Source organism: Streptomyces monomycini, assembly GCF_022271435.1.
Classification (GTDB): Bacteria; Actinomycetota; Actinomycetes; order Streptomycetales; family Streptomycetaceae; genus Streptomyces; species Streptomyces monomycini.
This window is the reverse complement of sequence record NZ_JAFIQY010000056.1, coordinates 24,439-50,481: the sequence shown is the minus strand read 5'-3', so window position 1 is coordinate 50,481 and position 26,043 is coordinate 24,439. Positions and strand designations below refer to the sequence as shown.

Sequence of the window (26,043 nt, the reverse complement as noted above, 5' to 3'; positions counted from 1 at the left end):
CCCCGTAGCCACCGAAGTTGATGACCTTGGAGGCCTCGACCTCGTTGTCCTGCCGCAACGGCGCCTGCCAGCCGTCTTGCAGGAAGGTACTCAGCGGCTCGGGGTTGTCCCGCTTGCTGGCCTTGAGAGCGGCCTTGGCCGCCTCGCGCACCGCGGGCCCGCCTTCGCCAAGGATCCGGCTGGCAGCGATGTAACTGTCGTCAAACGCGATGCCGGCCTTCTGGGTGAAGAACCGCTGGATGTCTTCGTCAGAGCCCAGCAGCGCCTGCTCCGCCGCCATCTTGATGCCGGCGCCACCGTCCAGCCAGTAGTCGAGGACCATTCCCCGCCTGAGTGGCAGAACATCCTGATCGGCGGGGTCGGCCGCGGCCGCCGGCCCCGCCCCCAGCAACCCCGCCACCAGTGACGCGGACAGTACCGTGGCGCCGGCGCCACGCCGCCACAACACCCCCTTGCCAGATCGGCGTATGGCCTCGAAACGCCACACGGCCCTATGCAAAAACCGTCTCTGTTTCACCCGGTCAACCTTTCCTTGTTCGTCTTTCCAGCACGCCGGGACGCCCAGGGGTACGGCCCCGTTGTCCGGACGGCCTGATGTGAGCACTGGGAAGAGGAATGAGGAGTGGTCGTACTTCGGACGACCGGCGGATGTGCGGAACATGCACTTCGAGAGCCGCGCGAGCTTCGTATGGGCTCGACTGGGATGCGGGCGCACAGCTTACCTGTGCTCTACTCCGCCTTTCGCGGTCCGGTTGTCGCCCACCTCGTTCTCGGGACGACGTGGTGTCGGCGGAGCGCACTCGAAAGTGCCTGATCAGTGACCTGGTGGACGGGGGGCTTTCTGTCGACCGCGGCCGTCGGCCCGGCGGCCGCGAAGTCTGAAAACGGAATCCGCTACTTCGCCAACTCCGTTCTATGTAACGGGTGCTGGTGTGCTCCCGGCTGTGTGGAGGTGAGGTCATTGGTCGAGCTGAGTGGCGGAGTGTGCCGGGAGCGGGCTTTTCTCCTGAACTTGCCGAAGTGCTTCTCTACCTCTCTCGAAGGGGTGCGCTCCGAGGGAGTTGCCCACTTCTATGGTGTGGGCAGGACGCGTAGACGGCACGAGTCTCGACCACCGGTTGCCGTAGACCCGAACTTGTCGGCTTGAACTGTGTGCAAGTTCAGCCGCCTCGGGGAAAGCGATGCCGCTCTTCATTCCCTCATTCGTGATGTCAGGAAAAGGAAAAATGGACAGCATACGTGTTCGCAGGGCGTTGATGTCGGCAGTGACCGCGGTGGCGGTGGCCGGTGGTGCGGTGGTTGCGGCCGTTCCGGCGCAGGCCGTTGGTGGTGTGCCCGCGGCGGGTGGCTCGAAGGCGTCTGCCGTGAAGCCGGTCGCCGGTGTCGGTGCTTCCGCGCCGTGGGGCAAGGCCACGCACATCGCCACGGGGTACTTCACCGGGGGTTCGGCGGGCGGCGCCCGGCACATGGACATGATCGTGCGGTGGAGCGACGCCGAGGTGACCCTCTACGAGGGTTCGGACGGTAAGGACCCCAAGCGGCCCTTCTCCGCCGAACACCAGCTCGCGGCGCCCAACACCGCTGCCAAGAAGAGCGCGTGGAACTTTGTGGAGGGGATCACGGGGGCCGGCTTCGGCAACGGCTCGGACGGGCTCGTGGTGCGCTGGAGCGACGGGGAGCTGACCCAGTACACCCACGTCGACAAGAACGGCTTCCACGGCGAGAAGCAGCTCGCCCCGGCCAACGACAAGGCGTGGGGCCACGCCGCGCAGATCACCGCCGGCCGCTTCACGGCCAACGCGCAGCGCGACGACCTGGTGGTCGTCTGGGACGACGGCCAGGTCACGCTCCACCCCGACCTGGACGCCAACGGCGTCAAGCCGGCCGCCGAGAAGACCCTGGTGCCGGCGAACGCCACGTGGCAGCACGCCGCGCAGGTCACCGCGGGCGAGTTCACCGGCAAGAAGACCGCGGACCTGCTGGTCCGGTGGGCGGACGGTGAGGCCACCCTCTACCCGGGCGTGGACACCGAGGGCCTGCACGGTGAGACGCAGATCCGGCATGGGAAGTCCGAGTGGCTCCACGCCGCGGTGGTCGGCGCGGGTGCCTTCGTCGCCAACGAGCGGCCCAACGACGTCCTGGTGCGCTGGGCCGACGGCACGCTGAGCATGTACCCGGGTGTGGACGCCAAGGGCCTGCACGGCGAGGTCGCGATCGACGGCTGAGTCGCGTCAGTGATCGGGTCCGGTCGGCCCGCCCGTGGCAGTGCGGGGGGGGGGCGGGCCGACCGGACCTCTGCCTCAGGCCGTCATCGCAAGTCAAGTGTGGGCACAGGGTTGGGCCCGGGCGGTACGCGTTCTCCGGCCCGCCGGCGCCCCAGCGCGAGCAGTCCGGCGGTCTCCTCGGTCGTGAAGGGCCTGCCGACCCGGCGGGCCAGTACCTGCTCCAGCCTGGTGATCACCGGATCGGCGCTGGTGTCGTGGCTGATGTGCTGCGACTCTCCCTCGCCGACCTCGGTGATCCGCCGCCGCACCTCGTCGAAGGTCCCGTTCAGCCGGTCCCGGAGCTGCTCGATCTCTTTGTCGCTCAACGCCACCCGGTTGGCCCAGGTACGCAGCGCCTGCACCGCCTGCTGCGCGTGCGCGGTCACCTCCTGGGCGGCCTTCGCGCTGGTCGACCGGGCGTCGGAGATGGTGGTCTCGCGGTTGCGCCAGAACCCCACGAGGGCCTGGTGCGGGACCCAGAGGCGGTCTCCCAGGGCGCCGAGCGCGTCGAGGAGGTCGGTGCGGGCCTGCTCGGCGTGCCGGTAGAGGTTGAGCAGGACGTTCGCGTCGGGGGCGACGAGGCCGTCCGTCAGTACGGTGGTGAGATCCGCCGTCGTCGGGGTGCGGAAGGCCCCGAAGTCGTCGAAGAGGCCGCGGGGATCTTCGTTGTCCGCGCCGTCCGCCATGTCGCTCACCCTTGCTGCCTCTGTCAACTGCGCCTGGCACCACGGCCTTTGGTGGGGGCGGTCGATGGTGACCTCAGCGGGTCGCGGGCGGGGGCCGAGAGGGAGTGGCGGAAGCGGGGCGGGTGAGGGTGAGGGCGGGGTGGTGGCAGGCGGGTGTGGTGGTGCGGCGTGTGGTCATCGGTCGTGCGTGGGGAGCATGACTTTTGAGGTCATGGCCGGTGCGCAGGGGCCTCGGTAGGGTCGGCCGCATGGGAGTTGATCAACCTCCGCGGGTCGGTGTGCTGTTGCGCGAATGGCGGCTGCGACGGAAGTTCAGTCAGCTGGAGCTGGCTCTGCGCGCGGACACCTCGGCGCGGCATCTGTCCTGCGTGGAGACCGGGCGCGCCCGGCCCAGCCAGAAGATGGTGCTGCGCCTGGCCCACCATCTGGACGTACCGCTGCGCGAACGCAACAGCCTGCTGATGGCCGCGGGCTACGCGCCCGTCTATCGCGAACGTCCGCTGGAGGGCGAGGACATGCGCGCGGTGCGTTCGGCGGTGGACATGCTGCTGGAGGGGCATGAGCCGTACCCGGCAGTTGTCGTCGACCGGCTGTGGAACGTGGTGCGCGCCAACCGCGCGATGGGCGTCATGCTCGACGTGGCCCCGCCGGAACTGCTGGCGCCCACGCCGAACGTGATGCGGCTGGCTCTGCACCCCGAGGGACTCCCGGCGTACGCGGTGGACTACGGGGAGGTGCGCGCGTACCTGCTCGGCGGGCTGGCGCAGCAGGCGCACACCACTGGCGATCCCGCGCTGAGAACCCTGTACGAGGAGGTCCGTGCCTACGAGGTGCCCGCGCACGAGACCCCGGCCCCGCCGCAGGAGCGCGGACCGCGCGAAGCGGTGGTGCCGATGCGGTTCCGGACCCCGTACGGGGAACTGGCGATGTTCAGCAGCATCGCCACCTTCGGCGCACCGGCCGACGTCACTCTCTCGGAGCTGGCGGTCGAGCTGTTCTTTCCGATGGATGAGCGGACGGAGCGGGTGTTGCGGGGGCGTGGGGGGCGTGGGGGGCGTGCTGGTGGGGCGGGGATGTCTGGTGTGCCGAGTGCTTCAGGTGCGCTTGGTGTGGCTAGTGAGCCTGGTGGGTCCGGGGAACTCCCGGTGGATGCCACCCGGAGGACCACCGGCGCGTGACCGGGCTGAAGACCACGTACGACCCGGGCAACATCTTTCGGCTCAGCAACACCATTCCGCCTTCGGGGCAGTGGACCTGGCGGGCACGCAGGGTGAGGGGAGCGGGGCGGGTGCGCAGGACGCGGGAAGCGTGGCGGTCCGGTGGGGGCCGTAGCCCGATGCGGGGAAAGTGCCGCTTTTGCCGGGGGTTCTAACTCTTTGCCCGCGACTCTCCCTTTATGGTGTTGTCGCTGGTCAGCGACGCGCCCCGGGGTGGCGAACCGATGAGACGGCCGTACGGTGCCCGGTCTGCTCCACTCGTGCCGGTGCGGCTGCTCCCGGTTCCGTCAGCGAAGCACCGTTATGAGGAATTAGTTATCTTAATTCTGATTCGCCCGTATGCCGCAGTCACCCGCTGTGAGGCGCGTTCGTTGACGACGTATGACTGACACGATCGTTTCCCCCACGCGCCAGCTCGGCTCCTGGCAGCTGAGCTCGACCGTGCCCCGCAGCGCGCCCGACGTCCGTCCCGACGTCCATCTGCTGCGCCCCGGGCAGCGCGTGCGGCTGGAGTACACCGGTGACCTGCTGGAACAGCTGCTGGCCGCCCTCGACGGCATCAAGGACGGCCGGTAACGGCTCCACCGGCGCCCGCCGCCCTGCCGGGCGGCGCGTCGGCCGGCCCCTTCCCCACCGGCCACCACCGACTCCTGTGAGAGCTGTTGTGAACGACACCCCGCGGGCCCCCGTGCCTCCCGGTACCGGCCGGCACCGGCTGCCGCGCCAGAGCACGGAGCCCGGCGCCTTTCCCGGCGGCATCCCGTACCCGTACCCGCACTACCCGCACGACGGGTACCTGGGCCGGGAGATGGCCGACGACGGGTGGGACGCCGCCGTCGTGGAGGAGCTGGGCCACGAGCTGGCGGAGCTGTGGGACACCGCCGAACAGCCCCCTGCGGCAGGCGGCCCGGCGACCGGGTTCCCGGTGGGCGAGTCCGTGTTCCCCGCCGGCGACCCTGTGTTCCTGGCCGGCGAGTCCGTGTTTCCGGCCGCCGAGGCCGTCTTCCACCCCGAAGCCTTTCCCCCGCACCCCGAAGGGCTCTACCGCCACCCCGGGGCCGTCTTCCCCACCGACGACATCGCGTACCCGTCGGACGACGGTGTCGCCCATCACCCCGGTCACTCGGACCACTTGCGATACGCGGACCACTCCGGTCACTCGGACCACTTGGGGTACGCGGACCACTTGGGTTACTCGGATCGTCCGGATCGCTTGGACGACGGTGTCGCTCACCACCCTGACGGCATCGTGTACCACCCCGGAAAGGCTGTTTTCCACGCCTCCGGGGCCGGATTCCACGCCGCCGGGGCCGGTTTCCCCGCGGACGGGGCCGTGTTCTTCCCGGCGGACTCGGCCGGATGCGACGTGCCGGAATCCGACGCCGGCGCGGACGGTGAAGCGGCGCCCGTCGGCTGGTCCTGGAGGCGCCTGCTGAGCGCGTCGTCCGTGCTGATGACGGCGGTGATCGCGATCGCCGTCGCCGCACTGGGCGCGGTGGCCTCCTACCCGTCGCTGCGCGCGATCGCGGACGGCGTCGCCCCGTCGGACATCGCGGGGCTGTGGCCACTGCTGATCTACGGACCGTGGGTCGTGGCCACCCTGTCCATCCTGCGCGCCCGCGCCTACCGGCGCCGTACGCTGCACTCCTGGGCCGTCGTGATCTTCTTCGCCGCCGTGGCCACGCTGCTCTGCATCGCCCAGGTGCACCCGTCCCCGGCGGGCATCGCCGTGGCGGGCCTCCCGCCGCTGACCGTCCTGCTCTGCTTCCACCAGTTCGTACGCCAGCTCGACCTCGCCACCGCACCGCCGGCCGCCGCCCGGCACGCACAGAGCAACCGGGGCCAGCACCGCCATCGTTCAGCGGGGTGAGGCAGGGAGGGGAAGGCGTGGCACGAAGGAGTCCGAGGAGGAGTCCGAGCAGGAGGCGGACTGAAGGAAGCCGAGGGAAGGAATCCGAAGGAAGGAAGCCGGGCGCATGAGGCTGGGATCATGCGGCCGGGGGCAGCGGCGGGGAGCTCACCGCACGGCGTCAGGCCGTCGCCGTGTCGACGAGGTCGGTGACGAACTTGCGTACCCGGCCGCGGAGCACCGGTGTGACGCCGTGGATGACCTGCGCGCCGTACGCGACGGCGACCCCCGGCCCGGCGTCGGTCAGCCACCGGCTCTTGCGCGGCGTGCTCAGCCACTGCGGTGTGTCCTCGTGGACGGCGGGGCCGTGCGGCAGACTGCGGCTGAGCGGTGTACCCGGTTCGTACCCGTCGGCGGCGCCCAGCAGCGTGTCGGTCCAGGGAGCGGAGTCCGACGTCGTCTCGATGTAGAACCGGCCGCCTTCCGCCGCGTCCGCGATCGTCACGCCGATCCGGCCGATGCGCCGGGGCGGCGTCCGCGGGCTGCTGATCCCGTCGAGGTGGGTGGGCACGCTCTCACCCACGGCGAGTTCGGTGTAGCCCCAGTGTCCTGATCCGGCGATGGACGGCATACTGCGCCGGATCGCGGGCAGCGCCCGCTGCGTGGCGTCGGCCAGGACCTCCTGGGCGGTGGCCGGAGCCGTGCGGACCTCGGCCTGGTGGCGGGGCCGCCAGCCGGCCGCCTCGCTGTCCATGATCTTGACCAGCCGGGAGATCTCCTCCGCGGTGAGGAACTCCTCGACCGTCTGCAGCATGAGCGTCTCGCTGATGTGGATCACTTCGCTCTCCTCGTCGGAGTCCGGGGTACCGGTTCTGTACTCCACGGTGCCGTCGGGGCGAGGGGGCGGGCAGGCGCAGACGGGGGCGCACACGCGCGCAGCGGCTCGTACGTGTGTGCGCCCTGGGTGGTGCGCGCCCCGCGGCTGTCACTTCCCGGTGAGCGAGGCGCCCCGCTCCATGTTCAGCGGTCGGGCGGCCGTCTCGACGAGGCCCAGGACCGCCGCGACGTTGGACTCGCTCAGCGGAATGCGCAGCAGCCCGACGGCCTCGGACTCGGTGAGGGAGGAGATCGTCGGGCTCGACGCCGCGTTCGCGGCGGCGGGCTGCGGTGCGAGGGCGGCCGCGCCGACCGCGGCGAGCACTGTGACGACTGCGGAACGGATACGCATGAGGATGAGAGCTTCCATGGGAGTCGGGGGCAGGTGGTGCGGGACGGTGGCGCTACGCGGGAAAGCGCGCATCCAGTCAAGGCGGGCTCGGACGGTTACGAAGCGCCGCGGTCCGCGCGACCACCCCTACGGGTGCCCGGGATCACCCGTGCGGCAGACGGAACGGCAGGGGTGTTCGAAGCGGCGCGGTGGCCGGCCGGCACGACTAGCCCGGACGATCATGGGTACCCAGCGCGCCGGGCCACCGGTGACCGCGGCGGACCCGACCCGCACGGAAGAGTGAGCCGGGAGGCGGAGTTGGCGGAGGCGAGGGGCACGGCCGGGTGGCGGTGGGTGTGGTGGGAAGTGGCCGCGGTCGGCCGCACGGTGCGGGGCGCGGTACGGGGGTCCGGGCCGGAGCGGGACACCGTCGTCCAGTCGCTGAAGGCGGCCGGCGCCGCGGTCACGGCCTGGGCGCTGACCGGCTGGTGGCTGAACGCGCCGCTGGCCCTGATGGCCCCCTGGACCGCGCTGGCGCTGGTCGACGCCACCGTCTACCGCTCGCTGCGGTCCGGGCTCCAGCAGCTCGTGGTGATCGTGCTCGGCGCCCTGCTGGCCTCCGCGGCGATGGCCGTGACCGACGGCAGCACGCTGGGCGCCATGCTGATCGTGCTGCCGGTGATGACGCTGATCGGCACCCACCGCAGACTGGGCGCCCAGGGCATCTACGGCGCGACCACCGCCCTGTTCGTCATCACCTACGGCGCCTATTCGCTGACCGAGGTCGGGCACCGGCTCATGGAGACCGCGATCGGGGCGGTCATCGGCATCACCGTCAACGCGCTGATCCTCCCGCCGGTGCACCTGCGCAATGTGCACGACCAGCTGCGGCGCCTGCCCCGGGAGAGCGCCGAATTGCTGTGCATCATGGCCGAGGGCCTGCGCGACGAGGAGTGGAGCGCCACGGACGCGGCGGGCTGGCACGACCGCGCGCGCCGCCTCGGTCAGGTGCTGCGGGCGCTGGCCAGCGCCCGCGAGTGGAACACCGAAAGCTCCCGTTTCAACCCCGGCTTCCGGCTGCGCCGTACCGGACCGCCCCCGCCGCCGCCCGAGAAGGCCGACGCGGTGTGGGAGCGGGCCGTCGCCCACCTCTCGGCGATCACCCGCACGCTGGCCGGCACGGCAGGGGAGAAGGCCCGGCTGACCGCGCCCGGCGCCGCGTTCCTGCGGCGCTACGCCGATCTCGCGGACGAGGCCGCGACGCTGTGCCAGGCCGAGGAGGATTTGATCGCGGACAGCGACCGGGCGGCGGCGGGGGAGCGCTACCGCCGGGCTCGTGCGCGGGCGCAGGAGCTGTACGACGGGCTCGCGGACGACTTCCGCGAGCAACGCGACCCGCCGGCCGCCGCGGCGAGCGGTGAACTGCTCGTGGAGATGAAGCAGCTGCTGCACGAGCTGACCCATTTCGCGGAACCGGACGCGCCGGCGGACGCACGGAAGCCGGACGGCCGGCGGAAACCGCGGGGACAGGGGAAGCCGGGGCGGGAGGAGAAGCAGGGACAAGGGGTGAAGCCGGGGCAAGAGGTGAAGCCGGGAGGTGCGCGGGGCCGGGGCCGTACCGCTGCCGATGCCGCTGCCGATGCCCGACCCTCGGACCCCACCTGACCCGACGCCTCCCCATCCGCGTACCAGCAGGCCAAGGCGTTTCCCCGGAGGCACCGGGGGCACTCGTGAGCCACACGGCACCCCGCCCCCCGGACGGGTGGGGCAGGTGAAGGGAAGGACCGCGACGTGAAACGCCCCCCGGCCCGCGGAGACCTGTCGGCGGCGGTCGTCTCCGCGCTGGAGCAGCCGCCCGGCACCGTGCGCCTGCCGGACAGCCGTATGGCGGCGGCGTCGGACCCGTACGGCGACGACCTGCAACTCGCCCTCGCCCTCTGCTACGAGCTGCACTACCGCGGCTTCGACGCCGTACCCGACACCTGGGAGTGGGATCCGGAACTGCTGCGTTTCCGGGCCGCCCTGGAGCACGCCTTTCTCGGCGCGCTGCGCGCCGACGTCCCCGCGCGTGACGACGTGGACGCGCTGCTCGACGGCCTGCTGGTGGAGCCGGCGGACGGCGACGGCGTCTCGCACTTCCTGCGCGACAAGGGCGAGCACCGGCACCTGCGGGAGTACGCGGCCCAGCGCTCCCTCTACCACCTCAAGGAGGCCGACCCCCACCTGTGGGTCGTGCCGCGCCTGTGGGGCCAGGCCAAGGCCGGGATGATGGCGGTGGAGTACGACGAGTTCGGGGCGGGCCGCGCCGAACGGGTGCACTCGCGGCTCTTCGCCGAGCTGATGGACGACCTCGGCCTGGACAGCACGTACGGCCGCTACCTGGGTGCCTGCTCACGGCAGATGCTCGCCGTCAACAACCTGATGTCGCTCTTCGGGCTGCACCGCGTGCACCGAGGCGCCCTGATAGGCCACTTCGCCTGGGTCGAGATCACCTCGTCGCCCGGGTCCCGCCGCCTCGCGCAGGCGCTGGAGCGGCTGGAGGCCGGACCGGCGGCCGTGCACTTCTACGCCGAGCACGTCGAGGCGGACGCCGTGCACGAACAGGTGGTGCGCCACCAGGTCGTGAAGGGGCTGCTGCGCGAGGAGCCCGCGCTCGCCCCGGACGTCGCGTTCGGCATCGGCGCCACCGAACTGCTGGAGGACCGGCTGGGCGAGCACCTGCTCAGCGCCTGGCAGGCAGGCGAGTCCTCACTGTTCGCCGCGATCTGACGCGCCGCCTGCCGTCCGCGCGGCCGGGGGCCGCTTGCGGCCGCGATGACTGGTGTCGCACCACGGGAAGGTACGGCTGCGGCGGCACATGCACAGCGCCACGAACGGACGGTCCGAACGGACCACGGCCCCGTCGTCGGACTCCACTTCGACCGGGCCTTCGACGATCACCGGGCCACCGGGGTCCTGCACGACCCGACGCGCCTCCTTGCGCGCCGGCTCCGCCCGCTCCGGTACGGATTCACGCCTGTGCTCACTCGGTTCGCTGCGCACGGACCACCACCAGCTCTTCCTTGTCCTGGCCCGGGGCGATCAGCCCCTGGGCCTCCAGCCACGGGGCGCGCTGCCGCATCACCGGCCCGAACGGGATGAACCTCCGGTCGGTGACCGAGGTCTCCAGACCGGCGTCCGTCAGCAGGTCCACGGTCCGGTCGGGGGCGCAGAGCTGCGAGTGGACGAGCAGCAGCACACCGCCCGGGGCGAGCAGCACGGGCACCTGCGCGCACAGCCGGTCCAGTACGGCCCGGCCGTCCGGCCCGGCGTCCCACGCCCGCGCCCGGCCGCCGCGCGGCAGTACGGGTGCCGGACAGGGGACGTACGGCGGGTTCGCCATGACCAGGTCGAAGCGGCGCCCGGCCACGGGACGCAGCAGATCGCCGCGGTGTGCGCGCACCCGGCTCGCGTGCCCGGCGAACCAGGCGTTCAACCGGGTGGTGAGCACGGCGGCGAACGCCGCGTCCGTCGCGGTGACCCGCCCGGCGCCGTGCCGGGCCGCGGCGACCGCCAGGGCACCGCTGCCCGCGCCCACCTCCAGCACCTCGGCGCCCGGCCGCAGCGACTCGCGCCGGAGGGCCGCGGCCAGCATTCCGGTGTCTTCCTGGGGCGCGTACACGCCGGGGGGTTTGATGAAGAACACGGGTCACGAGTACCCCGGAAGCAACGTTCATCTCACGACGTACGAAAGACGCGGTGCCAGGACGCCGAGCGGCCCGCCGGTGGTCACCGCGCGGCGGTGAGCGTGGTCACCAGCACGTCGCGGTACGCGGGCCGTGACCGGTCCATCGGCCGGATCGGGGAGACGCAGTGCAGCGAGTCCCGGTCGTCCGACAGGAGCAGGCTGCCCGGCCGGTACAGGGTGGTGGACAGCAGTTCCCGCCCGTCGTGGGTGTAGACGCTGCTCTGGCCGCCGGTGGCGTTGTCACGGTCGACGAGCAGGGACGACACCAGTGTGACGCCGTCCTTGTGGCGGCCCTCCGGGGTGGGGTCGCCCGCGTCGTCGGCCGTCGCGACGACCCGGAAGGGGTGCACCTTGACGATCCACCGCCCGGCGTCGTCCAGGGCGGCCGCCGCCTGACCCAGCAGGGTGAACAGCGGCCGCAGCAGCGGGTCGGCGACGAACGCGTCGGTCAGCGGTTCGAAGTGCCGGTCCACCGTCTCGTACAGCGGATTGGTGTCCTTCGGCTGCACGAACGGCGTGTGCGACAGCTGGACGATCTCGCCGGTGGCCGGGGTGAGGGAGAACTGGCCGTACCGGCGCAGCCTGCGGGTGCCCTGCTCGGCCGCGTACCGGTCCTCGCCCAGGTCGTCCCAGTGCGCGGCGAAGCGCGCCCACGCCGTGTCGTCCGCGCCCAGCTGCGCCCGGACCGAGGCCGGGGACATCAGACAGACGGCGGAGTGGGCCAGGCACGAGCGCGCGGCCTCGACCGGGGAGTCGGCCCCGGCCGCGCCGCCGGTGCCGGAGGGTGCCGAGCGGTCCTCGATGTGCTCCACGTCGGTTGTCCGCCTTCCTGCCGGGCGTGCGCCGCAGCGCCTGCGTGGTCCCATCGTGTGGCGGCCGGCCGCTGATCGCATCTTGCGCGCACCCGGCGCCCGGTACGGGGGCGCCACGGTGGATCATGGGGCGGGCACTGCCCGCTCGGCGGCCTGTTCATGCCGGATGACTGAATGTCGTCGTATGGCGTCATCTTTCTTTGACACCTCTTTTCGGGGCTTCCTACGGTGATCGCACCGCCTCCGCCAGAGAACGCCCAGAGAAGAGGAACCCATGCGCGTCCTGTGCACCGCGACCGGCTCTCCGTCGCACGGCAGAGCCCTGCTGCCACTGGCCCGCGCGCTGGCCGGGGCCGGCCACGACGTCACGGTGGCCACGACGCCCGAAGTGGCCCCCGTCTTCGCCGCCGACCCCGTCACGGTGGAAACCTGCCTGCCCCGGATCGACTTCGGGTCCGGCTGGCAGGACGACGCCGAGGAGTCGGCGGAAGCGGACGGCGTCTCCGAGGAGGACCGGCACCTGCGCATCCTGCTCGACCGGCTCGTCGGCGACATGGCCGTCGAGAGCCACGACGTACTGGCCGGGCTGGCCCGCACCGTACGCCCGGACGTCATCATCCGGGACGGCATGGACTTCGGCGCGTGCCTGCTCGCCGAGCGGCTCGGCATCCCGCAGCTGCCCATCCCCGCGGGGACGGTCAACATCCTCGACCCGGAAACCCTGCTGCCGGGTCTCAACGAGCTGCGCGAGCGGCTGGAGCTGCCCGTGCAGGAGGAGGCCGGATCGCTCTACCCGCACGGCCGCTTCGACTACCTGCCCGCCGCGTTCTCCTTCGCCCACTTCCCCTCGACGGTCCTGGCCTACCGCCAGACCACCGTCGTGGACCGCACCGCCGGACTGCCCGGCTGGGTGACCGAACTGCCCACCGACCGGCCCCTGGTGTTCGCCGCGGTGGGCACCGCACTGCCGATGTTCCGCGAGGTGCTGCCCGAGGGCACCCCGCTGCCGGTGGGGATGACCGACCCGGCCGAGCAGTTGGGCACCATCGTCGCGGCCCTGTCCCGGCTGGATTGCACGGCCGTGGTGGCCACCGGCGGCATCAGCCCTGCCGGCGACGTCGAGCCCGCGCCGCACGTCCACCTGACGGACCGTCTCGCGCAGCCGCTGCTGCTGGAGTGCGCCGACCTGTTCGTCACCCACGGCGGTTACAACAGCGTCAGGGAAGCGGTGCGCACGGGCACGCCCATGGCGGTGCTGCCGAACTTCGGCGACCAGCTGCCCAACGCCCAGCGAGTGCAGGAACTGGGGCTCGGCCGGCACCTGACCGACACCGCGCCGGAGGCCGTGGCCGCCGTGTGCCGGGACATCCTGGCCGACCGCGGCATCGCCGCCCGGATCCGGCAGGCGCAGCTCGCCAGCCTGGCGCTGCCGGACGTCGGGCAGGTCGTGGACGATCTGGAGAAGCTCATTGCCTGAGGGGGCGGCGTGGGTCGCCTGAGGCTGTACCGGCCTCCTGAGGCTGTACCGGCCTCCTGAGGCGGCACAGGCCTCCTGAGGCCGTACCGGCCGGGAGTGCGGCGGGCCCGTCATGGGACGGGGCGCCGCACTTCTGTGCCGTGTTCCCGGCGGGGGCTTCACCCGGGTACGGGAGCGGCCCTTTTCAGGACCGTACGGCCCCCACCGCCGCGCGGGCCGTCGGCACGACCACCGGCGAACCGTCGGACGGAGCGGCGAGGATCTCCGCGTCGACGCCGTACAGCTCCTTCACCAGCGGCGCGTCGATGATCTCGCGCGGCGGGCCCGCGGCGACCACCCGGCCCGCCCGCATGGCGACGACCGTGTCGGCGTAGCGGGCCGCCGCCGCGAGGTCGTGGACGACCATGACGATGGTCCGCCCGGCCGCCGCGACCTCGCGGACCAGGTCCAGCACCTCCACGGCGTGGCCGATGTCGAGGGCGCTGGTCGGTTCGTCGAGCAGTACGACGGGGGTCTCCTGGGCGAGGGCCATGGCCAGCCAGCAGCGCTGGCGCTGGCCGCCGGAGAGCTGGTCGAGGCGGCGGTCGGCCAGGCCGGTGGTGCCGGTCGCCTCCAGGGCGCGGGTCACGGCCCGTTCGTCCTCGCGGGACCACTGGCGGAACAGGCCCTGGTGCGGGTGGCGTCCGTACCGTACGAGGCCCGCCACGGTGACCGCCTCGGGTGCCTGCGGGGACTGGGGGAGCAGGGCGATGCGGTGGGCCGCCTCCCGCTGCTTGAGCCGCCACACGTCGGCGTCGCCCGCGAACACCTGGCCGGAGGCGGGCTCGTGCAGGCGCGCCATGCAGCGCAGCAGGGTGGACTTGCCGCAGCCGTTGGGTCCGACCACCGCCACCACCTGGCCCGACTCCACCGTCAGATCGACCCGGTCGACGACCGGGTGCCCGGCGTATCCGGCGGTGAGCTGCTCGACGCGGAGTTCCACTGTGGTCGGCCTTTCCCCGGGGCGAGAGGTCACACCTCTTGCCTATTTGTCATAAGGTAAGGCTAACCTTAACGCTAAGTGGCGGAAGTGCGGCTGCCACGGCCGCCGTACGCACGCCTCGTCACGTCATGTCCCATTGAACCCGGAGTCCCCGATGACCGTGTCCCGCCGCTCACTTCTCACCGCCCGACGCCGTACCGCCTCGGCCGTCGCCGCCCTCGGTGCCGCGGCGCTGCTGTTGACCGGCTGCGGCTCGGACTCCGGCGCGGACGCCAAGGACAAGGGCGGCAAGGACGCGGCGGCGTCCGGCGGCACCCGTACGGTCAAGGACGCCACCGGCAAGGTCGTCGAGGTGCCCGCGAACCCGCAGCGGATCGTCACGCTGACCCAGGAGGACCTGGACGCGGTCCTCGCGCTGAAGATCAAGCCGGTGGGCATCACCAACGGACAGGGCCTGGACGAGCCGCCCGCCTACCTGAAGGACAAGGTCGCGGGCATCGACATCGTCGGCGGCCTGCTCAAGCCCGTCATGGACAAGGTGGTCGCGGCCAAGCCCGACCTGATCCTCGCCGGTGACATGCAGGACGAGCAGGTCCTCAAGCAGCTGCGCGAGATCACCCCCGCCACCCTGGTGACGATGGCGCCCACCGATGACTGGAAGATGTCCTTCCGCGGCATCGGCAACGCCGTCAACAAGCTGAACGACGCCAACAAGGTCATCGCCGACCACGAGGCCGCCGCCAAGCAGGCGGGCGAGAAGCTGGGCGCGAACAAGGGCGCCGCCGTCTCCATCGTCCGCTGGAACCCGGACGGGCCGAGCTGGATGGAGAAGAAGCAGTTCGCCAGCGGCGTCGCCCTGGAGATGGGCCTGCAGCGGCCCGCCAACCAGAACAAGGACGGCAACGCGCACGCCCCGTCGCTCAGCCTGGAGAAGATCGACGAGATCGACGGCGACTGGCTGTTCCTGTCCACCCTGACCTCCGACGGCGAGAAGGCCCTCAAGGACGTCCAGACCAAGCCCGCCTACAAGGAGCTGGGCGCGGTGAAGAAGGGCCATGTGGTGACGGTCAACGGCTCTGTCTGGTCCACCCGCGGCGGCCCGCTGGCCAGCGGCGTCGTCATGAACGACATCAGCAAGGCGCTGTCCAAGTCCTGAGCCGGAGCGGCCGGGAGGCCGCTGCGGTGCCGGTGGCACCCCTCGGGGCGCCACCGGCACTGTGTCATGCCCCGGCCGCGCCGCCGTTCCTGGCGTACGCGAAGTCCGCCGCCGTCCAGGCCAGGCCCACCGCTCCGTCGAGCAGGGCCCGCATGGCCCGCGGTGCCACCGCCGCCTCCGCGAACTCCGGCTCGTGCGGCCCGCAGGCGCCCCCGCTGATGTCCAGCACGGGGTGGATGGCGGGCACCACATGGGACACATTGCCCATGTCCGTACAGGCGAAGGGCCCGCGCTCGACCGGCTCGGGACGGCCCAGGGCGCGCGCGTTGGCACCCCACAGGGCGATCAGTCCGGGGTCACCGCGGAAGTCCAGGTAGTCGGGCTCCGGGCGCTCCAGGGTCACCTCGCAGCCGGTCGCCAGCGCCCCGGCCCGGAAGCACGCCTCGACGCGCTCCCGCAGCTCGCGCAGGTCCTCGGCGGCCTCGGCGCGGATCTCGTACTCGGCCGTCGCGCGGTCGGGTATCGCGTTCGGCGCGGAGCCGGCCGAAGTCGTGACGCCGTGCACCCGCCACTGCGGCGGCAGTTGCTGGCGCAGCAGGCCCAGGGCGACCTGGGCCACGGTCAGGGCGTCGGCCGCGTTGCGGCCCTCGTGCGGGTTCAGGCTGGGATGGGCGGTGCGGCCGGTGTACGTGACGGACAGCGTGCCCAGCGCGAAGGACCGGAAGTCGGACATCTCGAACGGGCACGGGTGCACCATCATCGCCGCGTCCACCCCGTCGAACGCGCCCGCCTCCAGCAGCAGCGCCTTCCCCGCGCCGCGCTCCTCGGCCGGCGTGCCCACGACCCGGACCGTCAGGCCCAGTTCCGCCGCGTACGGAGCCAGGCCCAGCGCAGCGCCGACACCGGCCGCGGCGATCAGGTTGTGGCCGCAGGCGTGGCCGAGGTCCGGCAGGGCGTCGTACTCGCAGGCGATGGCCACCGTGACCGGGCCGGTCCCGGTGGTGGCCGTGAACGCGGTGTCCAGGCCGTGGGCGGGCGCGGTCACCTCGAAGCCGTGCTCGCGCAGCAGCCCGGCGCACCAGGAGGCTGCCTCGTGCTCGGTAAAGGCTGTCTCCGGACGGCCGTGGATACGGCGGCTCAGGTCGGTCAGGACGGTGTCTTTACCTTTGATGTGCCGGCGCACGGCGTCCTTGACGGCGGTGAGCTCGGCGGAACCGGGGATGGGGGCGGGGGCGGACGTCATCGTCTCCTCTTCGGGCTCGGTGACCGGTGCCGGTGGCGGTCGGCGGCACCGCAGAAGAGTAAAAATAACTTAGGCTTCCCTAAGTTTGTGTGCGGGCTGCCGGCCGGTCCGCGAAGCTCGGTTTCTCCCTGGGAGTTGTCACACACATGCATCAGCGTCCGGTCGACCAGGCAGTCCCCGCGGCACTGTCGCGCCCCAGCGCTCCCGCGCCGGGAACACCACGCCCTGCCGGACCCGCGGAATTCCCTCTGCTCACCGCGCAGGCCGGCATTCATTACGCGGGTCAAATCAATCCCAAGAGCCCGGCACTCAACACGGCGGACGTCGTCGAGATCCAGGGCGCCCTGGACGAGACGCTGTTCGAGCGCGCCCTGCTGCGCACGGTCACCGAGGCCGAGACGCTCGGCGTGTGTGTGAGCGAGACGGACGGCGAGCCGAGGCAGTGCGTCCTTCCGCCGGACCCGGAACGGCTGCTGCACCGCATCGACCTGCGCGACGCCGGCCGGCCCGCCGAAGAGGCGGCCCGCGACTGGATGCACACCGACCTCACCCGCGCCGCCGACCTCGGCGAGGCCGGACAGCTCACCACCCAGGCCCTCTTCCGCGTCGCCGACGACCGCTACTGGTGGTACCAGCGGGTGCACCACATCGCCGTCGACGCCTACGCCCTGCACCTCGTCGGCAGCCGCGTCGCCGAGCTCTACACCGCCCTCGCCACCGGGCAGGAGCCCGCGGCCACCCGGTTCGCGCCGCTGCGCGACCTGGTCGAGGAGGAGAGGCGGTACCTGGAGAGCGAGCAGTACACCGCCGACCGGGAATTCTGGACCGCGCGGATGGCGGGACGGCCGGAACCGGTGACTCCGGCGAGCGGGGCGGGGAGCCGGGAGGGCCGGGGCGCCGGCACCACCGACACGCCACGTCCCATGGCGGCCGGTACGGCCCTCTCCGCCGCGACGCTCGCCGACGCCATCGCCGCCGGCGACGTCCTCCGCACCCGTACCGACCTGCCCGCCGCCACCCTGGACCGGCTCACCCGCGCCGCCGAAGCCGTCAAGGCCACCTGGGCGGAACTGGTCATCGCCGCCACCGCCGGCCACCTGCACCGCCTCACCGGCACCGAGGACGTCGTACTCGGCCTGCCGCTGACCAACCGCCGCGGCCCCGCCGCGCTGCGCACCCCGGCCATGACCGTCAACGTCCTGCCCCTGCGCATCGCCGTACACCCCCAGGACACCGGCGCCGTACTGCTGCGCCGCATCGTCCTCGAAATGCGCGCGGTGCGCCGTCACCAGCGCTACCCGCAGGCCGACATCCGCCGCGACCTCGCGCTCTCCTCGGCCGCCGCGCCGCTGACCGGGCCCATGGTCAACATCAAGCCGTTCGACGGCGACCTCGACTTCGCGGGCCTGCCCGGCACGGTCCACAACCTCGCCGCCGGCCCCGTCGAGGACCTCGCCGTCACCGCCTCGCCCGACGCGGACGGCGGGCTGCGCATCAGCCTCGACGCGCACACCGCACGGTACGCGGCGGACGAACTCGACCGGCACCGAGAATCGTTCCTGCGCTACCTCGACGGGCTCGCCGACCTTCTGCTGACCGACCCGCACCGCCCCGTCGGCACCATCGACCTGCTGGACGCCGACGCCGTACGCCGGGCCACCACCGGACGCGACGAACCGGCCGCCGACCGCACCCTGCCCGCGTACTTCGCCGCCCAGGCCGCCCGCACCCCGCACGCCGTGGCCGTCCGCACCGGCGACACCGCGCTCACCTTCGCCGAACTGGACTCCGCCGCCAACCGCCTGGCCCATCTGCTGGCCGGCCGCGGCGCGGGCCCGGAACGCCCCGTCGCCCTCGCCCTGCCGCGCGGCACCGGCATGATGACGTCGCTGCTCGCCGTCCTGAAGGCGGGCGGCGTCTGCCAGCCCCTCGACCTCGGACACCCCGCCGCCCGGACCCTGGCCGTCCTCGAAGACGCCCGCCCGGTGTGCGTCGTCGGCACGACCGCGACGCTGGCCGCGCTCCCGGCGCACGGGCTGCCCGTCCTCGCGCTGGACGACACCGCCACCGCCGACGCGCTCGCCGCGCAGCCCGACAGCGCGCCCGCCGTACCGATCGCGCCCGGCCACGCCGCCTACGTCATCCACACCTCCGGCTCCACCGGGCGCCCCAAGGGCGTCGTCGTCAGCCACGCCTCGCTCGCCAACCTGTACGCCGGGCACGGCAGCGACCACGTCGCCCCCGCCGTCGCCCGCACCGGCCGGGACCGGCTGCGCGTCGCGCACAGCGCCTCGTTCGCCTTCGACGCGGCCTGGGACCCGGTGCTGTGGATGGTCCACGGACACGAACTGCACCTCCTCGACGACACCGCCTACCGCGACCCCGCCGCCCTCGCCCGGTACGTGGACGAGCACCGCGTCGACTACCTCGACGTCACCCCGTCCTACGCCGAAGCCCTCCTGGCCGAGGGGCTGCTGGACGACGGGAAGCACCGCCCGGCCGTGATCGTCGTCGGCGGCGAGGCCGTACCCGTACCGCTGTGGGAACGGCTGACCACGATCGGCGGGCTGCACGCGGTCAATCTGTACGGGCCGACGGAGACGACTGTCGACGCGTACTACTGGACGGCGCCCGCGGCATCTGCGGCGTCTCCGGCATCTGCGGCGTCTCCGGCGTCCGCGCTGTCCGCGGCGCCCACGGCATCCGCGCAGTCCACGGCATCCGAGGCGCCCACGGCGTCCACGGCACCCGCGGCGGGTGGCCGTGCGACCGGCACCGCGGCCCCCGAAGGGCGGCCGGTGCGCGGCTCCCGGGCCTACGTCCTGGACGCCTGCCTCCGCCCCACGCCGGACGGCGCGACCGGCGAACTGTACGTGGCGGGCGCCTGCCTGGCCCGCGGCTACCTCGGACGCCCCGACCTGAGCGCCGAACGCTTCGTCGCCGACCCGTACGGCGCCCTGCACGGCGCGCCCGGCAGCCGGATGTACCGCACCGGAGACCTCGTACGGCGCCGGCCGGACGGCACGGTCGAGTTCCTGGGGCGCAGCGACGACCAGGTCAAGATCCGCGGCTTCCGCATCGAACTCGGCGAGATCCAGACCACCCTCGCCCAGCACCCGGCCGTCGCCCAGGCCGCGGTGATCGCCCGCGACACCCCGCAGGGCAAGCGGCTGCTGGCGTACGCGGTGCTGCGGACGGACGCCGACGGCGTGGGGGTCGGCGACGCGTCGGCGAGCGGCGAGGTGGCCGGGGGCGCTGTCTCCGCCACTTCTCCCGGGGCCCCCGCCCCCGCCCCGCCCACCCCCACCCCCGCCACCCTCCGCGCACACCTCGCCGCCACCCTGCCCGCGCACATGGTCCCGGCCACGGTGACGCTGCTCGCCGAACTGCCGCGCACCGCCAACGACAAGCTGGACCACCGCGCCCTGCCGGACCCCGAGCCGGGCGTCCCCGGCTCCGGCGACGGCGCAGCCGACGGCAGCGGCGCGGGCGCGGGCCGCACCGGAACCGGCTCCGGCACCGGGCTCGACGGTACGGGCACCACCGGCACCGCCACCGACAGCCCGCACACCGACATCATCCGCGGTCTGCTGGCCGACCTCCTCTCACTGGACACCAGCCCCCCGGCGGACGCCGGGTTCTTCGACCTGGGCGGTCACTCGCTGCTGGCCGCCCGCCTGGCCGCGCGTATGCGGGAGATCTTCCAGGCGCCCGTGAGCACCGCGGACGTCTTCCGCAACCCCACCCCGGCCGCACTCGCCGCACTCGTCCACTCCGCCGCACCGGCAGGCGGCGACAGCGACGGCGAACCGCCCACCGTCCTGCCCGCGTCTCCCCTACCCCGCACCGGACACCTCCCCCTCTCGCCCGCCCAGCAGCGCCTCTGGTTCCTCCACCGGCTCGAAGGCCCCAGCCCCACCTACAACATCCCGCTCGTGCTGCGCATCGACGGACCGGTCGACCGTGGCGCACTCCAGCTCGCCCTGCGCGACCTGACCGCTCGCCACGAGACACTCAGAACGGTATATCCGACCACTGACAACGGCGGGGAGGAGCAGCCCTACCAGCGGATTCTTCCCGCCGAGCACCCGCTGGCGCGGCCGGAGGCGCACCTCGCCGAGCCCGGTGCCGACGACCTCACCGAGGCCGTACGCCACTGCTTCGACCTGGCCACCGAACCCCCGCTCCGCGCCACGCTGTTCAGCGACGGCCCCGACCGCCACACCCTGCTCCTGCTGCTGCACCACATAGCCGGTGACGGCGCCTCCACCACGCCCCTCGCCCGCGACCTCGCCACCGCCTACACCGCCAGGCACGCGGGCAGAGAACCGGAGTTCGCGCCGCTGCCCCTCCAGTACGCCGACCACGCCGCCCGGCAGCAGCAGCTCCTCGGCACGCCCGCCGAACCCACCCCGCTCGCCGCCGCCCAGCTCGCGCACTGGAAGCAGGCCCTCGCCGGGCTGCCCGACCAGCTCGACCTGCCCACCGACCGGCCGCGTCCGGCCGTCGCCTCGCACGCGGGCGACACCGTCCCCTTCAGCCTCGACACCGCCGCCCACGCCGCCCTCCAGCGCCTCGCCCGTACCACCGGCACCAGCGTCTTCATGACCGTGCAGGCGGGCCTCGCCGCCCTCCTGACCCGGCACGGCTGCGGCACCGACATCCCCCTCGGCACACCCGTCGCCGGCCGCGCCGACGACGCCACCGCCGCCCTCGTCGGCTTCTTCACCAACACCGTCGTGCTGCGCACCGACACCTCCGGCGACCCCGCTTTCCGCACACTCCTGGAGCGGGTACGGGCCACCACCCTCGCCGCGTACGAGCACGACACGCTGCCCTTCGACCACCTCGTCGAGGAGCTGAACCCGCGGCGCTCGCTGGCCCGGCACCCCCTGTTCCAGACGATGCTCGCCTGGCAGTCCGTACCGGACGCCGCGTTCGCACTGGGCCCGCAGGCCACCGCACGGCTGACCGCCGTGCCGTCCGGCACGGCCAAGTTCGACCTCACCCTCAACGCGGGCGAGCAGCCCGGCGGCGGCATCGGCGGCTTCTTCGAGTTCCGTACCGACCTCTTCGACCGCGCGACCGTACAGGGCCTCGCCGACCGGCTGGCCCGGCTGCTCACCGCGGCCGCCGACGCCCCGGACACCCCCCTCGGCCTGCTGCCGCTGCTCGGCGACGAGGAACGCCACCGCGCCCTCGTCGCGTGGAACACCCCCGCCGAACCCCTCGCCGCCCGCCCCGCGACCACGCTCCCCGAGGTCTACGAAGCCGCCGCCCGCAGCCACCCCGGCCGTACCGCCGTCAGCTGCGACGGGCAGTCCCTCACCTACGCCGAACTCTCCGCCCGTGCCCGCCGCCTGGCCCGGCTGCTCGCCGCCCGCGGCATCGGCCCCGGCTCCATCGTCGCGCTCGCCCTGCCGCGCTCCGTCGACCTGGTCACCGGCCTGCTCGCGGTCTCCCTCGCCGGAGCCGCCTACCTGCCGCTCGACCCGGACTACCCGGCCGACCGCCTCGCCTACATGCTCGGCGACGCCGCCCCGGCCGCCCTGATCACCGACAGCGCGACCGCGCCCCGGCTCCCGGCCCACACCCTGCCGCTGATCACCGTGGACGGCGGCGCGGCCGACGCGTACGACGCCGCGCCGCTCACCCAGGCCGACCGCACCCGGCCGCTGCGCCCCGACGACGCCGCGTACGTCATCTACACCTCGGGCTCCACCGGCCGCCCCAAGGGCGTCGTCGTCACCCACCACAACGTGACCCGCCTGTTCACCGCCACCGACCACTGGTTCGGCTTCGGCCCCGACGACGTCTGGACGCTCTTCCACTCCTACGCCTTCGACTTCTCCGTCTGGGAACTGTGGGGCGCGCTGCTGTACGGCGGCAAGGTCGTCGTCGTACCGCACCTGACCAGCCGCGACCCGCACGCCTTCCGGCAGCTGCTGGCCTCCGAGCAGGTCACCGTCCTCAACCAGACCCCGTCCGCCTTCTACCAGCTCGCCGCCGCCGACCGCGAGAGCGACGGCTCCGAACTGGCCCTGCGGTACGTGGTGTTCGGCGGGGAGGCGCTGGAGCTCGGGCGGCTCGACGACTGGTACGAGCGGCACGCCGACGACGCGCCGGTCCTGGTCAACATGTACGGCATCACCGAGACCACCGTGCACGTCTCGTACTTCCCCCTCGACCGTGCCACCGCCGCCGGCGCCACCTCCAGCACCATCGGCGTCAACATCCCCGACCTGCGCGTCTACGTCCTCGACGACCGGCTCCAGCCCGTACCGCCCGGCGTCACCGGCGAGATGTACGTCGCGGGCGAGGGCCTGGCCCGCGGCTACCTGGGACGCGAGGAACTGACCGCCACCCGCTTCGTCGCCGACCCGTACGCCCACCTCTTCGGCGAGGAGGGCAGCCGCATGTACCGGTCCGGCGACCTCGCCCGGCGCCGTACCGACGGCGCCCTGGAGTACTTCGGCCGCGCCGACCAGCAGGTCAAACTGCGCGGCTTCCGCATCGAGCTGGGCGAGATCGAAGCCGTGCTCGCCGCGCACCCCGCCGTCGCGGACACGGCCGTCGTCGTACGGGAAGATACCCCGGGCGACAAGCGGCTCGTCGGCTACGCCGTGCCCGCCGCGGGCCAGTCGCCCGACCCCGCCGCCCTGCGCGACCACACCGCCGCCGAACTCCCCACCCACATGGTCCCGTCCGCCGTCGTCCTCCTCGACCGGCTGCCACTGACCAACAACGGCAAGCTCGACCGCACAGCACTCCCCGCCCCCGACCGCCCGTCCGCCACCGGACGCGCACCCCGCACCCCCCGCGAGGAACTGCTCTGCTCGGTCTTCGCCGAGGTGCTGGGCCTCGACCGGGTCGGCGTCGAGGACAACTTCTTCGACCTCGGCGGGCACTCGCTGCTCGCGGTCCGGCTGGCCGGCCGCGTCAAGGCCGTACTCGGCACCGAGGTGTCCATCGGTACGGTCTTCCAGTCGCCGACGGTTGCGGCGCTCGACGCCGCCCTGGACGCCGTACGCCACGACGATCCGCTCGACGTACTGCTGCCGCTGCGCCCCGCCGCCCCGAGTGCGGAGGGCGGCCGCGCCCCCGTCCACTGCGTCCACCCGGCCGGCGGCCTGAGCTGGTGCTACGCCGGACTCATCCGCCACCTGCCCGCCGACGTACCGATCTACGGGCTCCAGGCCCAGGGCGTCGGCGCCGCCACCGCGGACCAGCCGCTGCCCGCCACCCTGGAGGAACTGGCCGCCCACTACGCCGCACGTATCCGCGAGGTGCAGCCCGAAGGGCCGTACCGGCTGCTCGGCTGGTCCACCGGCGGCATCATCGCGCACGCCATGGCCACCCACCTCCAGGACGAGGGCCACGAGGTCGAACTCCTCGCCATCCTCGACGCCTACCCGGCCGAGGGCTTCCGCGGCCTGCCCGTCCCCGACGAGGCCGAAGCGCTCGAATCGCTGCTCACCATGGGCGGCTACGGGCCCGACAGCCTGGAGGGCAAGCCGCTGACCACCGCCAACGTGGTGGAGGTCCTGCAACGCGAGGGCAGCCCGCTGTCCACCCTGTCCACGGACACCATCAAGGCGCTCGGCGCCATCTACCTCAACACCAACGACCTCGTACGGGCCTACGACCACCGCGTCTTCCGGGGCGACGTGCTCTTCTTCCGGGCCGTCGTGGACACCATCGACGACACCCTCACCCCCGACACCTGGACGCCCTACGTCACCGGCCGCATCGACAACACCGACGTCGAGTGCTCCCACAAGGACATGACCCTGCCCGAGCCCATCGCGCACATCGCGCGCGTGGTGGCCGCCCGCCTCACCGAACTGGAGGCGTGACCGATGACCACCGCACCTTCTCCCTCACCCCGGCTGAACCCGAGAACCGCCGTCGTCCTCGTCTACACGGCCGCCATGTGCATGAACGGCCTCGACTCGACCATCGTCAACCCCGCCCTGTTCACCATCGCGGGCGACTTCGGCCAGCCCGTCTCCGCGGCCAACACCGTCGAGACGGCCTTCCTCGTCGCCCTCGCGCTGGCCCTGCCGGTCGCCGGCTGGCTCGGCGACCGCTACGGCACCAAACGCGTCTTCCTCGGCGCGCTCGCCGTCTTCACCACCGCCTCGGCCGCCTGCGGCCTCGCGCCCAACCTGTCCGCGCTGGTCGTCGCACGGGCGGTGCAGGGCCTGGCGGGCGGCCTGCTCACCCCCGTCGGCATGACCCTGCTGTTCCGCGCGTTCCCGCCGCACGAACGGGCCAAGCTGTCCAAGGTCCTCATCGTGCCGACGGCCCTGATGCCCGCGCTCGGCCCGCCGCTGGGCGGCTTCCTCACCCAGCACCTGTCCTGGCACTGGCTGTTCTTCGTGAACGTGCCGATCGGCGCCGCCGCCGTCCTGCTCGGCGTCCTCGGACTGCGCGAGCACGTCGAGGGCGTACCGGGACCGTTCGATCGGGCCGGGTTCTGGCTCGCCACCCCGGGCCTCGGCCTGCTCACCTACGCGCTCGGGTTCGGCCCCTCGCACGGCTGGGCGGAGCCCGCCGTCGCGGCCGCCGCCGTACTCGGCGTGGTGCTGACGGCGGCCGCCGTCGTCCACCAGCTCCGCACACCGGAGCCACTGCTGAAACTCCGGCTGCTGGCAGGCCGGGCGTACGGCACGGCCTCCGCACTCGCCGTACTCACCGCCGCCGGCCTGATGGGCGTCCTGTTCGTCTTCCCGCTGCTCTACCAGGCGGCCCTGGGCGCCTCCGCCCTGGACGCGGGCCTCAGCGTCTTCCCCGAGGCGATCGGCCTGATGCTCGCCTCCCAGGTCGTCGACCGGCTGCTGCCGCGCATCGGCCCGCGCCGCCTCGCGGTCCCCGCCCTGCTGCTCGCCGCGGTGGTCTTCGCCGCCCTCGCCGTACCGGGCGCGGCGGACAACGCCTGGCTGGTACGGGGCCTGATGTTCGCCATCGGCCTGGTGCTCGGCACAGCCGTCCTCACCGTCCAGCTCGCCGGCTTCGAGGACATCGCGCCGCCCGACATGGGCCGCGCGATGGGCCTCTTCCAGATCGTCCGCACCCTGGGCGGAGCCCTCGGCATCGCCGTCTGCGCGGGCGTGATCGGCGGCCACGGCACGGGCAGCACCGGCCCGGCCCCGTACCGGGCCGCGGTATGGGTGACGGCCGCGCTGGTCGCCGTGGGCGCGCTGATCGCCGTACGACTCCCGAAGAACCCGCCGCAACCGCCGCCCTTCGCCGACGACCTCGACGAGGAAACGGGGGAGGGGGCTCAGGCTCCGGCGGTGGGCTGAGGCTCTGCCGTACGGACGTGACTGCGCACCCGGGGCGGGGCGCAGTCATGGGCATCACGGTGCTCAGCTTCCGGAGTGGGTCGGAACACATGCTCGACGATGCTCGTGGATGCCG

At 72.8% G+C, this 26,043-nt stretch carries 18 protein-coding genes and 1 pseudogene; 10 read left to right on the top strand and 9 right to left on the bottom strand.

What is annotated here, in order from left to right:
• Window positions 1-487, bottom strand: a pseudogene (locus JXZ78_RS40920) (hypothetical protein); the annotation flags it as partial.
• An 877-nt stretch (window positions 488-1,364) separates the two neighbouring features.
• On the opposite strand from JXZ78_RS40920, the gene JXZ78_RS37030 reads away from it, so the two are divergent.
• Window positions 1,365-2,225: a hypothetical protein gene (locus JXZ78_RS37030; RefSeq protein ID WP_238783638.1), complete on the top strand. Its 861-nt coding sequence runs from the start codon at window positions 1,365-1,367 to the stop codon at window positions 2,223-2,225.
• A gap of 83 nt (window positions 2,226-2,308) precedes the next feature.
• On the opposite strand, the gene JXZ78_RS37025 is transcribed toward JXZ78_RS37030, so the two are convergent.
• On the bottom strand, window positions 2,309-2,950 hold the full coding sequence (locus tag JXZ78_RS37025) for a PIN-like domain-containing protein (RefSeq protein ID WP_050503022.1): 642 nt from the start codon (window positions 2,948-2,950) through the stop codon (window positions 2,309-2,311).
• Between the two features lie 248 nt (window positions 2,951-3,198).
• Here JXZ78_RS37025 and JXZ78_RS37020 point away from each other — a divergent pair, with 248 nt between their 5' ends.
• The 3 genes from JXZ78_RS37020 (at window position 3,199) to JXZ78_RS40915 (ending at window position 6,037) form a co-directional block, all read left to right on the top strand.
• The gene (locus JXZ78_RS37020) at window positions 3,199-4,128 is read left to right on the top strand and encodes a helix-turn-helix domain-containing protein (RefSeq protein WP_078624677.1); all 930 of its coding nucleotides are present in this window, start codon (window positions 3,199-3,201) and stop codon (window positions 4,126-4,128) included.
• 420 nt (window positions 4,129-4,548) lie between these two features.
• Window positions 4,549-4,743, top strand: a complete 195-nt coding sequence (locus tag JXZ78_RS37015) for a hypothetical protein (RefSeq protein WP_030024513.1) — start codon at window positions 4,549-4,551, stop codon at window positions 4,741-4,743.
• 88 nt (window positions 4,744-4,831) lie between these two features.
• On the top strand, window positions 4,832-6,037 hold the full coding sequence (locus JXZ78_RS40915) for a DUF2637 domain-containing protein (RefSeq protein ID WP_050503023.1): 1,206 nt from the start codon (window positions 4,832-4,834) through the stop codon (window positions 6,035-6,037).
• Window positions 6,038-6,197: 160 nt separating this feature from the next.
• Here the strand turns inward: JXZ78_RS40915 and JXZ78_RS37005 are convergent, their stop codons facing one another.
• Window positions 6,198-6,854, bottom strand: coding sequence for a hypothetical protein (locus JXZ78_RS37005; protein WP_030024516.1), 657 nt, complete (start codon window positions 6,852-6,854; stop codon window positions 6,198-6,200).
• Between the two features lie 147 nt (window positions 6,855-7,001).
• Window positions 7,002-7,244, bottom strand: coding sequence for a hypothetical protein (locus JXZ78_RS37000; protein WP_030024518.1), 243 nt, complete (start codon window positions 7,242-7,244; stop codon window positions 7,002-7,004).
• 297 nt (window positions 7,245-7,541) lie between these two features.
• Between JXZ78_RS37000 and JXZ78_RS36995 the strand changes: the two genes are divergently transcribed.
• Window positions 7,542-8,888, top strand: a complete 1,347-nt coding sequence (locus tag JXZ78_RS36995; RefSeq protein ID WP_238783637.1) for an FUSC family protein — start codon at window positions 7,542-7,544, stop codon at window positions 8,886-8,888.
• 126 nt (window positions 8,889-9,014) lie between these two features.
• Window positions 9,015-9,992: an iron-containing redox enzyme family protein gene (locus JXZ78_RS36990; protein WP_030024520.1), complete on the top strand. Its 978-nt coding sequence runs from the start codon at window positions 9,015-9,017 to the stop codon at window positions 9,990-9,992.
• On the opposite strand, the gene JXZ78_RS36985 is transcribed toward JXZ78_RS36990, so the two are convergent.
• The 3 genes from JXZ78_RS36985 to JXZ78_RS36975 form a co-directional block, all read right to left on the bottom strand.
• Window positions 9,972-10,184: a CDGSH iron-sulfur domain-containing protein gene (locus JXZ78_RS36985; RefSeq protein ID WP_372498480.1), complete on the bottom strand. Its 213-nt coding sequence runs from the start codon at window positions 10,182-10,184 to the stop codon at window positions 9,972-9,974. The two genes, JXZ78_RS36990 and JXZ78_RS36985, sit on opposite strands and share 21 nt — an antisense overlap.
• A 61-nt stretch (window positions 10,185-10,245) precedes the next feature.
• Complete coding sequence (locus JXZ78_RS36980) at window positions 10,246-10,908, bottom strand: HemK2/MTQ2 family protein methyltransferase (RefSeq protein WP_030024522.1); 663 nt, start codon at window positions 10,906-10,908, stop codon at window positions 10,246-10,248.
• A gap of 83 nt (window positions 10,909-10,991) precedes the next feature.
• Window positions 10,992-11,762 (bottom strand): 2OG-Fe dioxygenase family protein, encoded by a 771-nt coding sequence (locus JXZ78_RS36975; protein ID WP_033040021.1) that lies wholly within the window; start codon window positions 11,760-11,762, stop codon window positions 10,992-10,994.
• A 274-nt stretch (window positions 11,763-12,036) separates the two neighbouring features.
• Here JXZ78_RS36975 and JXZ78_RS36970 point away from each other — a divergent pair, with 274 nt between their 5' ends.
• Window positions 12,037-13,239 (top strand): glycosyltransferase, encoded by a 1,203-nt coding sequence (locus JXZ78_RS36970; protein WP_030024524.1) that lies wholly within the window; start codon window positions 12,037-12,039, stop codon window positions 13,237-13,239.
• 184 nt (window positions 13,240-13,423) lie between these two features.
• On the opposite strand, the gene JXZ78_RS36965 is transcribed toward JXZ78_RS36970, so the two are convergent.
• Window positions 13,424-14,221, bottom strand: a complete 798-nt coding sequence (locus tag JXZ78_RS36965) for an ABC transporter ATP-binding protein (protein ID WP_030024526.1) — start codon at window positions 14,219-14,221, stop codon at window positions 13,424-13,426.
• Between the two features lie 154 nt (window positions 14,222-14,375).
• Here JXZ78_RS36965 and JXZ78_RS36960 point away from each other — a divergent pair, with 154 nt between their 5' ends.
• Window positions 14,376-15,377 carry an ABC transporter substrate-binding protein gene (locus tag JXZ78_RS36960; protein WP_030024528.1) on the top strand — a complete coding sequence of 334 codons (1,002 nt, stop codon included), beginning with the start codon at window positions 14,376-14,378 and terminating at the stop codon, window positions 15,375-15,377.
• A gap of 64 nt (window positions 15,378-15,441) precedes the next feature.
• On the opposite strand, the gene JXZ78_RS36955 is transcribed toward JXZ78_RS36960, so the two are convergent.
• Complete coding sequence (locus JXZ78_RS36955) at window positions 15,442-16,620, bottom strand: amidohydrolase (RefSeq protein ID WP_030024529.1); 1,179 nt, start codon at window positions 16,618-16,620, stop codon at window positions 15,442-15,444.
• A 146-nt stretch (window positions 16,621-16,766) separates the two neighbouring features.
• On the opposite strand from JXZ78_RS36955, the gene JXZ78_RS36950 reads away from it, so the two are divergent.
• Both JXZ78_RS36950 and JXZ78_RS36945 read left to right on the top strand, forming a co-directional pair.
• A complete protein-coding gene (locus JXZ78_RS36950) occupies window positions 16,767-24,476 on the top strand; it encodes a non-ribosomal peptide synthetase (RefSeq protein ID WP_238783636.1) in 7,710 nt (2,569 codons plus the stop codon).
• 3 nt (window positions 24,477-24,479) lie between these two features.
• Window positions 24,480-25,928: a DHA2 family efflux MFS transporter permease subunit gene (locus JXZ78_RS36945; protein WP_030023387.1), complete on the top strand. Its 1,449-nt coding sequence runs from the start codon at window positions 24,480-24,482 to the stop codon at window positions 25,926-25,928.
• The last annotated feature ends 115 nt before the right edge of the window (window positions 25,929-26,043 follow it).